12 protein-coding genes are annotated in these 11,633 nt (G+C 48.5%); 6 read left to right on the forward strand and 6 right to left on the reverse strand.

Annotated features, from left to right (window positions below; genetic code table 11):
* The first annotated feature begins 266 nt into the window (after positions 1-266).
* Complete coding sequence (locus tag BN1080_RS02005) at positions 267-1,247, forward strand: DNA/RNA non-specific endonuclease (protein WP_052650051.1); 981 nt, start codon at positions 267-269, stop codon at positions 1,245-1,247.
* 79 nt (positions 1,248-1,326) lie between these two features.
* Here the strand turns inward: BN1080_RS02005 and BN1080_RS02010 are convergent, their stop codons facing one another.
* Positions 1,327-2,268, reverse strand: coding sequence for a Gfo/Idh/MocA family protein (locus tag BN1080_RS02010; protein ID WP_052650053.1), 942 nt, complete (start codon positions 2,266-2,268; stop codon positions 1,327-1,329).
* A 66-nt stretch (positions 2,269-2,334) separates the two neighbouring features.
* Positions 2,335-2,607, reverse strand: coding sequence for a CPCC family cysteine-rich protein (locus tag BN1080_RS02015; protein ID WP_052650055.1), 273 nt, complete (start codon positions 2,605-2,607; stop codon positions 2,335-2,337).
* Positions 2,608-3,129: 522 nt separating this feature from the next.
* Between BN1080_RS02015 and BN1080_RS02025 the strand changes: the two genes are divergently transcribed.
* Positions 3,130-3,414, forward strand: coding sequence for a hypothetical protein (locus BN1080_RS02025; protein ID WP_052650059.1), 285 nt, complete (start codon positions 3,130-3,132; stop codon positions 3,412-3,414).
* Between the two features lie 253 nt (positions 3,415-3,667).
* On the forward strand, positions 3,668-4,618 hold the full coding sequence (locus tag BN1080_RS02030; RefSeq protein WP_052650061.1) for a ribose-phosphate diphosphokinase: 951 nt from the start codon (positions 3,668-3,670) through the stop codon (positions 4,616-4,618).
* A gap of 62 nt (positions 4,619-4,680) precedes the next feature.
* Here the strand turns inward: BN1080_RS02030 and BN1080_RS02035 are convergent, their stop codons facing one another.
* The 3 genes from BN1080_RS02035 to BN1080_RS02045 all read right to left on the reverse strand — a co-directional run bounded on the left by BN1080_RS02035 (position 4,681) and on the right by BN1080_RS02045 (position 7,354).
* The gene (locus BN1080_RS02035) at positions 4,681-5,295 is read right to left on the reverse strand and encodes a hypothetical protein (RefSeq protein ID WP_052650063.1); all 615 of its coding nucleotides are present in this window, start codon (positions 5,293-5,295) and stop codon (positions 4,681-4,683) included.
* Positions 5,296-5,393: 98 nt separating this feature from the next.
* The gene (locus BN1080_RS02040; protein WP_052650066.1) at positions 5,394-6,524 is read right to left on the reverse strand and encodes a M20 peptidase aminoacylase family protein; all 1,131 of its coding nucleotides are present in this window, start codon (positions 6,522-6,524) and stop codon (positions 5,394-5,396) included.
* Positions 6,524-7,354 carry a MurR/RpiR family transcriptional regulator gene (locus BN1080_RS02045; protein ID WP_052650068.1) on the reverse strand — a complete coding sequence of 277 codons (831 nt, stop codon included), beginning with the start codon at positions 7,352-7,354 and terminating at the stop codon, positions 6,524-6,526. The genes BN1080_RS02040 and BN1080_RS02045 overlap by 1 nt, the downstream gene beginning before the upstream one ends.
* Positions 7,355-7,467: 113 nt before the next feature.
* On the opposite strand from BN1080_RS02045, the gene BN1080_RS02050 reads away from it, so the two are divergent.
* Positions 7,468-8,889: a YfcC family protein gene (locus BN1080_RS02050; RefSeq protein ID WP_052650069.1), complete on the forward strand. Its 1,422-nt coding sequence runs from the start codon at positions 7,468-7,470 to the stop codon at positions 8,887-8,889.
* Entirely contained in the window at positions 8,890-9,996 is a 1,107-nt protein-coding gene (gene menC / locus BN1080_RS02055) for an o-succinylbenzoate synthase (protein ID WP_052650071.1), read from the forward strand. It abuts the gene before it with no gap.
* Between the two features lie 160 nt (positions 9,997-10,156).
* Here the strand turns inward: menC and BN1080_RS02060 are convergent, their stop codons facing one another.
* A complete protein-coding gene (locus BN1080_RS02060; protein ID WP_052650072.1) occupies positions 10,157-10,747 on the reverse strand; it encodes a TetR/AcrR family transcriptional regulator in 591 nt (196 codons plus the stop codon).
* Positions 10,748-10,894: 147 nt separating this feature from the next.
* Between BN1080_RS02060 and BN1080_RS02065 the strand changes: the two genes are divergently transcribed.
* Positions 10,895-11,629: a glucose 1-dehydrogenase gene (locus BN1080_RS02065; protein ID WP_052650074.1), complete on the forward strand. Its 735-nt coding sequence runs from the start codon at positions 10,895-10,897 to the stop codon at positions 11,627-11,629.
* Positions 11,630-11,633 lie beyond the last annotated feature (4 nt).

Below are 11,633 nucleotides of genomic sequence, written 5' to 3' on the forward strand. Positions count from 1 at the left end.
TTTTATAACCAATGCATTTGATATAAAGAGCACTTCATTCGTTGAGGCTTCTGTTAAGGCAGAGCTTCCGGAAATGGAGTGTTTTTTATTGTGTAGATTTTGGGATGGTTCACAAATTATTAATAAATTTAAGGAAAATGTTGTTAAGAGAAGCTAATTCTTCTTTATTGAATGCTATACTTATATATGGATTTTAGCGGAAACTAGCAGACTTTATTGAGCCTGACTGGAGCTGCTGATGAAAATGATTATAGGAGCGTTAAACGATGGAGAAGTTAAATTATTTGATCTTACTTCTAATGGCCATCTTCCTGGTTGGGTGTACCGACATAGAAGATACAGCATCTGTTGAAGAAACAGACACAGACGTGAAGGAAGTAAGCACGGTTGAAGAAGAGAGCAGCGAAGAGGCGACTCCTGAAGCAGTCGAAGAAGAACTAGTTGCGGAAGAAACTCCGACAGAAGAGACAGCTGCAGCGCCCACGGATGACCTGTTCGCAGGCTATAACTTAATCGAAGTGGACGGCGGCGATCTATCCGGACACCGGGAAGCGAATGTCGTGGTCGACATTGGTTTCGGGGACCGGGAATATTGGGCGTTCACCAATGAACACGGGCAGCTTGTGCGCGTCATAGCGAGTGAAATTATTCTGCAAGACGATAACACGGAACCAGTAACGTCATCCGGCAGATATTATCCGGACGAAGCGAAAGTGCCGGGCGTCGAAAGTCCGACGCTGGACGAAGGGCACGTTATTGCGGATTCGCTTGGCGGCGTATCGAATGCCTACAACATTACACCGCAGGAAAGCACATTGAACCGTTACGGTGACCAGGCTTATATGGAAGACGTCATCCGTAAAGCGGGCGGAGCTGTGGATTTTGAAGCGATCATCACGTATCCGGATACGGAAACGCAGATTCCTTCCCATTACCAGTACACGTATACGGTAAACGGCAACAAAGTCGTAGACAACTATGACAACGTGAACCCGGATGAAGTGAACGAATCGCTCGGCTTAACGGGCGGCGATGCTCCGGAAGCGGCGGAAGCTGAACCTGAAAGCGCACCGGCAGCACCGGCTCCAGCGGCCGGCGGCGACGTTTCAAGCGTTGACACAGACGGCAATGGCCAAGTGACGATCAAAGAAGCGAAAGCGGCCGGCTTCAGCATGCCGATCATGAGCGATCATTGGCTGTACCCGTATATGCGGGATAATGACAATGACGGCATGGTTGGAGAATAATAAATTAAATAAGATTAACCTAAAGAACCAGGCTGCCTTATAAGGCGCCTGGTTTTTTGATTGAACAAATTCTATTCGTTTACTCCATCAACAACCGCACCGTCTCCCGCGAAATCGCATGCGTATTAATCGGAGACTCAATTTCCCCATTCTCCGCGCAGCGGATGAATTCTGCAAGCTCGTAGTACATCGTGTCGAATTCGTGCGGGACGGACAGGTCTTCGGTCCGGCCGTCGCGGTATTTCAAGGTGATGCGTTTCGGGTCGCTGATGCGGTCGATTTCGATGGTGCCGTCTTCGCCCTGGATTTCGCTCGGGAGTACGGAATCGGAAATCTTCGAGTAGGTGACGACCGCTTCCTTGTCGCCGTAGTTCAGGATCATACTGCCTTGGCCGTCGGCGCCAGTCGACAGCCGGTAATCGTTACGGAGGAACGACTCCGGTGCGCCGGCCAGGTGAACGAAGGGTGCGATGCCGTAGACGCCAAGGTCCATGCGAGCGCCGTTGCCGAGTTCCGGCTTGAAGGAATTTTCGATGATGCCTTCTTTGTAATTGTCGTAGCGCGACGAATACTGGTTGTAATGGAAGAAGAAGCGGCGGACCGGTCCGATTTTATGGAGCTGCTCTTTCATGTTCAGGAACGACGGCGTCACGGTCGACTTCATCGCTTCCATGAACGTCGTCCCGTATTTTCTTGACGCTTCGATGATGCGGTCCATTTCTTCGACCGTCGTCACCGCCGGCTTCTCGCACAGGACGTGGATGCCGTGCTCAATCGCCAGGATGCTTTGTCCGGCGTGCAGGGAATTGGGTGAAGCGATATACACCGCTTCGATGCCGCCGCTTGAAAACATTTCAGCCAAATCCGTGTAGACCGAATCGACGCCGTATTTTTCCGCGAACGCGCGCCCTGTTTCTTCCTTGCGGGAATAGACGGCGCCAAGCGTAAAGCCGGGGTGCTGCGCGGCCGCTTTCAGGAAGCGGTCTGTGATCCAGTTCGTGCCGATGATGCCAAATTTCATAGATCTTCCTCCTCAAGTGGCAAATGGGTTTGATTCTCTCTTCTATTTTAACTTATATGGTATGGCTTATTCTTTTTTCACTACTGTCCAATGAGGGTCTTTTACATCCTTTTCATTGGGTTTGCGGACAGATTCGATCGAAGCTCTATCGCACGCACCGAATGCCGCATAGTTTCGCTGCGCTTGCCTGAGCGAAACGCCATTCGCTCCACCTTCATAATCCGGATCAGCAAATTGGACGGAATCATCCTCCCAGTAGCAAATTCCGCATATCTCATACGTTCCCGGCGGTTCTTCATCCAATGTGTTGTATCCGCAGCACAGGCAAGTGTATTTCATTTTTTCACCTTCTGCCGTTTTTCTTTATTAAACCACTGCAGCATCCATTTCTTCTATAACTAAACATAAGGTTTTCACAGCTTTTGCTCGTTTAAAGGTTTATTCTGTTTTTATTTTAGAGTGTAAGCGGGAAATCAGTAAATGAAGGCTGCTGAAAATAAGGGCCATCGCTGTGATTTTCACGATAGACATTTGCTCAATAGGGGGAGTATGTGTCGACCGGTTCGAAGAAAAGATCGACCACCAAACCACTTCTGAAAAATTGGCTGTAGAAAATAAGAACCATGCTATATAAAACAGCAGTACGGTTAGCCAGTAGAATTTCATAAAAACAGCCCCTTTCTAACTTAGACGGACATGGCGCTGGAATGTTACAGCGAGAAAACGATAGGTCGATAGAGAAGTAAGAAGTGAGGGGGTTAGCCTTTTTTTGTGGGAACTTCTGTAAAAGTTTAGCGTTATAATTAATAATAAAAGTGATTATGGGATATATGAGCAAAAGAAAACAATGGAGGAATGTTAATGTGGTTCGTATTAGGGATTATCGCTATAGCCGCAACTTTTTTAAATCTATACCTGTATGCCATAGGCAAAGAGTATAAGCTGGCGATGGCAATGGGGTTGTCCTTCACTGCACTGACTGTTGTGGCAGATTACACGATGGTGTCCGATTGGGTAAAAGCGGAAGATTGGTCTGCTTTACTTGACGTAGTGCCTATGATGGCGACGGCTCTATGGGTCTTGACACTACTGTCAATACTGATAAATACAACACCTATCCTCTTAGAGATGAAAAACAAGAAGTAATTCCTTGCTGCAACAATGTTTATTTCACTTTTTTCTATCATAAAAGTTGAACGAATAACTTCTCCTGTCGATATTTCATCACTCTACAATTAATGTAGTTCCGTTTATGTAGATTTATCGAAAGAACTTTTATCCATTGGCTATTCCTTCCGCAAAAAGGTATCATAAAAGCAACAGACAGAGACTGGACGGCAATGGGTTAAGCTTTATTTTGCCGGCCAGTCCATTGATTTTTGCGGAGGAGGAGCACGACATGCCTTATCAATTAAGAAAGAACTTTAAATTATTCACCTTGAATTCAAATCCTGAGCTGACTCAGGAGATCGCCGCCTTGCTTGGCTGCGAAATGGGCAAGAGCTCGATCACCCGTTTCAGCGACGGGGAAGTGCAAATCCATTTGGAGGAAAGTGTGCGCGGGGCGGAAGTCTTCATCGTCCAGTCGACTTCACAGCCGGGCTATGAACATACGATGGAACTCTTGATCATGATCGATGCGTTGAAGCGGGCTTCCGCCGAGACGATCAACGTGGTCATTCCGTATTACGGCTATGCGCGCCAAGACCGGAAAGCGAGTTCGCGTGAGCCGATTACCGCTAAATTAGTAGCGAATATGCTAGAGACGGCTGGTGCGACCCGCATCATCACAATGGACCTCCATGCACCGCAGATCCAAGGCTTCTTCGATATGCCGGTCGATCAGCTGCTGGGTGAAACGGTCATCGCCGAGCATTTCCTGAACAAAGGCTTGGAAAATGCGATTGTCGTAGCTCCGGACAACGGCGGACTCAGCCGTGCACGGAAATTGGCGAACGACCTTGACGTGCCGATCGGCTTTATCGACAAACGCCGTCCGCAGCCGGGCGAACCGGAAATCGTCAACATCGTCGGCGATATCCAAAATAAGAATGCCATCATCATCGTCGACATTGTCGACACCGCAGATACAATTTCAAAAGCAGCCAATGTGCTCGTTGAAAACGGCGCAAAAGCCGTCTACGCTTGCTGTACGCATGGCGTTTTGTCGGGCGACGCTGTTCAAAAAGTCGAAGAGTCGGCTTTGACGGAACTGGTTGTGACAAATACCATCCATGTGTCTGAAGAAAAACGCACGCCGAAAATCACGATCCTGTCCGTTGCGCCATTGCTTGCAGAAGCAATCGAGCACGTCCACAACGAAAAACCGGTCACGCCTTTATTCGAATAAATTCAAAGGAAAAGCACGCCGATTCAATGGGTCATCGAGACCTTTTGAATCGGTGTGCTTTTTTAGTTTTTGGGTAATTTGTTTTTGTTCAGCCACATAACGAGCACGGGACCGAGAATCGGAATCCAGGCAAGCGCTTTTCGTGACGCATCCGGGAAAAAGCGGTAAGTGGCATAGACGGATAAGCCCCATAAGACGAACCAGTCGACGGTCATGACCGACACAAGGCCGGAATCGAAGTATGCTTCCCGGTAAGCGGCGAGTGAAAATCCTTGCAGCAAGGTCAGTAGATTGCCTGTCCACATGAGCATAAGGACAATCAGCCAGAAGCGGGAAGACAGGAAACGCACGAGCCAACGGGGTGTCCGTTTTTTTGTCCGCGACTTCGAGGGCTTGTCGCCGAATGCAAAATACGGCAGCAGCGAGAAGGCGCCGGTTCCAAGCGACAAAAGGGCAAACGGCCAAGCGGGCCATCTGCCGCGGTCGTGCAGCAGGAGAATCGTCAAAAACACGAGCGGAAACAGGCCGAGCGAATTGAAGACCGCAAAAACAAGCGGATCGATCTCGCCCCATTCGCCGCTTAAAATATTAGAAAATACCGGATCCGGGCTTTCGCCTTCGGGAGCCAAAAATGCGGCATAGGCAATCAGGAGAAGCCAAATCAACAGGAAAATCACGACATCACCTCTTTTTTCCATCATACAGGAAGAGTAGGATTGAGTCACAGGATTAAAAAGAACCGCCCGTGAAGAAGGGCGGTTCTTTTGTCCGAAATTTAACTGTGCAATCCGTAAGTTTGAAGGATGGCTTCATGAAGGATGTTGACCCCGTCCATCATCGATTCATGGTTAAAGCTCATGTTCGGGTGATGAAGGCCCGGCGCGAGACCGCAGCCAAGTCCGAGCATCGTCGCTTTCAGTTCGGGCTTTTTGATTTTATAGAAGTGGAAGTCGTCGCCGCCTGTTGTCACCAGCGGTGCTTTCAATTTGTCTTCTCCGAGGACCGCCGTGATGGCGTCCGTCATGATATCGATCGCTTCCTGGTCTTTTTCAGCCGCTGCGATGCCTTCGCCGAAAGTTGCTTCCAGTTCGAGGCCATACTGGGCGCGGATGGTTTCAAAGATGTTCTGCACTTTCTCGGTCAATTGCGCCATCAGTTCGTTCGTTTGCGCGCGCATATCCAGTGAAAATGCCGCTTTGCCAGGGATGATGTTTGCGCTTTTTCCGCCTGCGTGGAAAGCCGTCATTTTGACGGAATGCGGCTGCAGCGGATCCAAATGGATCTGGTTGAGCATATTGACAATTTGGGCTCCGATTTCAATTGCATTGTTGGTGAGATGCGGTCGTGCCCCGTGGGCATCGTCGCCGTTGATTACGCCGGTGACAACTTTTGCGGCGCCGTGCACAATCACCGGGGAGGCGTAGCCGGCTGCCGTTTCCTGAACCGGACGCAGGTGAACGCCGTAGAAATAATCCACATCATCCATCGCGCCTTTGTCGACGAGCTTTAACGCGCCTTCGCCTTTTTCTTCCGCCGGCTGGAACACGAATTTCACCGCGATTTGATCCCGAAGCTCCGGGTGTTCTTCCAGCTTCCACAATACGCCGAGCACCATTGCCATATGGGCATCGTGCCCGCAGGAATGGTTTGCCTGGAATTCCCCGTTCACTTCCTGCCACAATGCGTCAATGTCCGCACGAATTCCGACAACCGGCAAGCCTTTATCAAAATTTCCGTAGCGTCCGATGACACCGGTGCAATCCTCGAATGTTTCAGTCGTACAGCCATGCTGCTCCAATAATTGTTTCAGATACTGGGTGGTCTCGACTTCTTCCCAGCTGATTTCTGCGTTTGCATGAAGGTGATCGAACGTATCTTGTACTTTTTTCGCGAGTGTGTTTTCCATTATTTCTCCTCATCCTTTATAAAGTATTTGTATGTCGGCTGCAAGCTGCCTTGGCTTTCGCCGCGCTCGATGATTTCCATCAGCAAGGCATTAAGGAAAGACAGCGTGACCGGCCCTTTGGCGACAAAAGAATTTTGGTAATTCACTTTCAGCGGGATGACGATATCCGCAAATTCGGCCACTGGTGAAACCCGTGAATCGGTAATGGTGATGATCGGAATGCCTTTTTCTTTCGCTTCTTTCGCCAGCGTGATCGTATCGACGGCATAGCGGTAAAACGAAAAGATGATGAGGCAGGATTTATCGGCAGGCAAGTTCAGCAAGCCGGCATCGGTTTCCGGGCGGTACAGGGAAGCGTTTCCAAGAATGTAATTCAAATTGAATGATAGCCAATGGGCAAACGCGAAGGAATGATAGTAGCCGGCCACCAGAATCTTTTCGCTTGAGAGGATTTTTTGGATGGCTTTTTCAAGCGTTTCTTCATCCAACTGCTCCAAATTATCCTGGATGCGATGGACATCCGCCATCAGCTGTTGGGAGAAAGACTGCATAATGGCGGTTTCGCCCATCTTTTTCTGCGGTCCGGTCTTTTCCAGATCCAAAAAGATGTGCCGAAGTTCCTTTTGTAAGTCGGAATAGCCGGCATAGCCGATTTCATGGCAGAACCGGATGACCATCGTTTCGCTGACTCCGATGATTGCACCTACTTTTTTGGCCGGATGAATCGCGAAGGATAGCGGTTCTGACAGAAGTTCATCCGCCACTTTTTTCAGCCCCTTGGAGAGTTCAGGGAATTTTTGTTTCGTTTTCTCAACATAAGTGAGAGACATGAGTCCACCTCTTTTTGAAGGATATACTTTATTTTGTATTGATTTTAAGTATAAACTTTATTATAATTTGATTCAAGTTGAATTATTGGAAAATTTGGAATGGGGGAAATTGTATGACTGTAGAGGCGAGCAAGCCTAAAAACCAAAAGAAGAAACGGGGGCTGCCGGATGCCTATGTAATATTATTTGGAATTTTGATCCTGGCTGCGTTGTTAACGTATATTATTCCGGCGGGAAGCTTTGAACGGGAAACCGTTGAAAGCGGGGCATCGGTCATCGTGCCGAATAGTTATGAAAGAATCGATCAGACGCCGGTCAGCCCGATTGGCATTTTCACAGCCATTCAGGAAGGAATGATCGGCGGAGCCGGATTGATTTTCCTGGTCTTGATCATCGGAGGGACTTTCGCCGTCATTGAAAGCACAGGCGCCATCAACACGGTCATTTTGAAAACCATCGATAAGACGCGCAATAAGGAATGGTTGCTGATCGTGATTGTGTCTCTTCTATTTTCTGTTTTTGGAGGATTGGGCATTATCGTCAATGCGGTGATTGCTTTTATTCCGATCGGGATCATCTTGGCCCGTGCCATGAAAATGGACGCCATCGTGGGCGTTTCGATCATCTATTTGGGCGCCTATTCGGGATTTGCTGTCGGGTTCCTGGATCCGTCTACGACCGGCTTTGCCCAAACGATTGCTGAATTGCCGCTGTTTTCCGGGCTCGGCTATCGGTTATTGATCTATGCAACAGTGGTCGCGGCAACGATTCTTTACATTCTCTGGTATGCAAACCGTATCAAGAAAGATCCGCAAAAGAGTATTTTGAAAGACAATCCGTTTCCTCGGGATGAAGAAAACAGCATGGAAGAGGCTTCAACGGAACTGACTTTTGTCCACAAATGGGTGTTGGGCGTATTGGTTGCCGGCATTGCCGTTTACGTGTATGGAGTCTTTCAAATGGAATGGGCCATTAACGAAATGGCCGGCGTCTTTATCGTCATCGCGATTCTGACAAGCATCATTTCAAAAATGGGGGCTAATGAAATGGTCGCCGAGTTTATGAATGGCTGTAAGAGCGTTGTTTATGGCGCGTTGATCATCGGGATGGCACGGTCCATCGTTGTGGTCATGGAAAACGGGATGGTATTGGATACGATCGTTCAAGGGATGGCGACGGTTCTTGAACCGTTTTCAAGCGTCATGGGCGCAGTCGCGATGTTTGTCGGCAACGGACTGTTCAATCTGATTGTCACTTCAGGAAGCGGCCAGGCTGCCATTGTCATGCCGATCATGACGCCGCTCGCCGATTTAATGGATGTGCCACGACAGGTTGCGGTGCAGGCATACTCGCTTGGCGATGGATTCACGAACATCATCACACCGCTTTCCGGTGTCTTGATGGCGACGCTTGCGATTGCCGGTGTGCCTTGGTCGAAATGGATTAAATTTGCGATTCCGCTTGTATTGATCTGGTATGTCATTGGAACGATTTATATTGTTGTCGGAGTATTGATCGATTGGGGGCCGATGTAAATGAAAATTGATGAAATCAACTTGTACAAGATGAACATGAAGATGAAAAATCCCTTTACCACCAGTTTCGGCACGCAGCAGGAACGCCTGTTTATCCTGGTGGAGGTGAAAAATGAAGAAGGCATATCAGGCTGGGGGGAGTGCGTCACTGCCGAACTTCCGTTGTACATTGAGGAATTTACGGATTCCAGCTGGCTCATGCTGGAGAAATTCCTGGTTCCGCTCCTGCTGAAAAAAGAACTGGACCATCCGGATGAAGTGCATGAATTGTTCCGTCCGTATAAGCGGAACCATTTGGCAAAATCCGCACTCGACGGGGCTGTATGGGATTTATACGCGAAAACAAATGGCATTTCGCTTGCGGAAGCGCTCGGCGGAGAAAAGCGGGCAATTGATGTCGGGGTGAGTTTAGGGATCAAGGACGATATTGAAGACTTGCTGAGCGAAGTGAAAGAAAAGACCGAAGAAGGCTATAAGCGGATTAAAATTAAGATCAAGCCTGGCAAAGACGTCGAAGTGGTTAGACAGGTACGGGAACGTTTCCCGGATATTCCGCTGATGGTTGATGCCAATTCTGCGTATACCTTGGATGACATTGACGTATTGAAAGAGCTGGATCAGTTCAACTTGATGATGATCGAACAGCCGCTGACGGCTGGCGACTTGATCGACCATGCCAAGCTGCAAAAGCATTTGGAAACGGCCATTTGCCTGGATGAAAGCATCCATTCCTATGAAGATGCGAGGCAAGCGATCGAACTTGGCAGCGGACGCATCATCAATATGAAAGTGGGGCGCGTCGGCGGATTGACGGAAGCGAAGAAAATCCACGATTTGTGCCAGAGGGAAAACATCGACATGTGGTGCGGCGGAATGCTGGAGTCCGGCATTGGCCGCGCGCATAATATCGCCATCACGGCATTGGCCAATTTCACTTTGCCAGGCGATACGGCTTCATCATCCCGCTACTGGGAAAAAGACATCATCAAGCCGGAAGTGGTGGCGGCCGGCGGACAAGTCCAAGTGCCGGATGGGCCAGGAATCGGCTACGAAGTTGATGTGGAAGAATTGTTGAAGCATGCAGTAGAGAAAAAGCAATTTGTATGAGCGATGAGGATTGTGGATAACTGACTTTTCTCGTCAAAAAAACTTACCCACATGTGGGTAAGTTGGAAAGGGTGACGAAACGAGACAGTTATCCCCGTATTCGTCCGATTTCATCCACATATCCCAAACCCGCCGGTGCATTCGGCGGGTTTTTTGTGGTTTATTCGCCTAACACGATGCTACCTTCGTAAATTTTCCCGTGCAGATCCGCGATTTTCTTCGCCATCGTTTCCGGCGAATCCTGGAAGTCCTGTTTGCTCCAGTAGATGAAAAAGCCGAGCATTCCATATGTGAGGTAGTAATTCAGTTCCGGAATCTCCATCTGCAGTTCGTTTTCACCTTCGAGTGCCAGTTCCGTAGCGGATACCCGCACCAGGCTTTCGCAAAATTGGTTCTGCGATCCCGGAAGCACTTCGCCTTTGATGATGAGCGAAAAAATCGGCTGATTCTGGTAGATGTATTCAAAAATCGGCTGATGCCGCTGGACGTCTTTCGAAGAGAAACGGTCCAGGTGTTGAAAGCTTTGACGGAAATAGGCGATGAGCCCTTGCAGGTAATCGTCGAAAATCGCCGACAGCAGTTCATTCAAATCTTTATAATGCGCATAGAAAGTCACGCGGTTGCATTTTGCTTTTTTAGTGACTTCCGTAACGGAAAGTTCGCGAAGTTCTTTGTCTTCCAGCAAGGCGAGCAAAGCGTCTTTCAAATTTTTCTGGGTCCGCAATACACGCCGGTCTTCAGTGGCTGCCACGGCAAGCCCTCCTCATTCGTGTCGAGAAATTGAACGACAATGGTGAATTTATTATGACATGAATCTCTGTATATGGACAAATGGAATATTTATCTGTAAATTTACAAGTGTAGTATAAAATAAATTATCAAGTTGGAGGAATCTTATATGGCTCGATTAGAAGGCAAAGTTGCCATTATCACAGGTGCCGCTCAAGGGATGGGCGCATCTCACGCAAAAAGATTCATCGAAGAAGGCGCAAAAGTGGTCTTAACGGATTTGAACGAAGAAAAAGGCCAGGCGTTTGCCGCTGAACTTGGCGAAAATGCGTTATTCGTCAAACAGAACGTCACAAGCGAAGAAGACTGGGCACATGTGGTAGCAGAAGCGGAAAAAGCATTTGGACCGGTCACTATCTTGGTCAACAATGCGGGCATTTCAGTAGCGAAATCAATCCTGCAGACAACATTGGAAGAATATCGCCGCATCGTCGAAATCAACCAGGTTTCTGTATTCCTTGGTATGAAAACAGTCATTCCGTCCATGCAAAAAGCGGGCGGCGGCTCGATCGTCAACATTTCGTCGATGAATGGATTAGTCGGCGGTGCAATCGGCTACACAGATACAAAATTCGCGGTACGCGGCATGACAAAAGCTGCTGCATTGGAATGTGCAAATTACGGTATTCGCGTCAACTCGGTTCACCCAGGCGTCATCGCGACTCCAATGGTCGTTCAGGAAGATACAAAAGCGGCAGTGGAGGAATTCTCAAAACACATTCCATTGAAGCGCGTGGCGCAGTCTGAAGAAGTTTCAAATATGGTGGTGTTCCTTGCTTCTGATGAAGCGAGCTATTCTACCGGTTCTGAATTCATTGTAGACGGCGGATTGACAGCGCAATAACGAA

Source organism: Planococcus massiliensis (assembly GCF_000821325.1).
In the GTDB taxonomy this organism is placed as follows: Bacteria; Bacillota; Bacilli; order Bacillales_A; family Planococcaceae; genus Planococcus; species Planococcus ruber.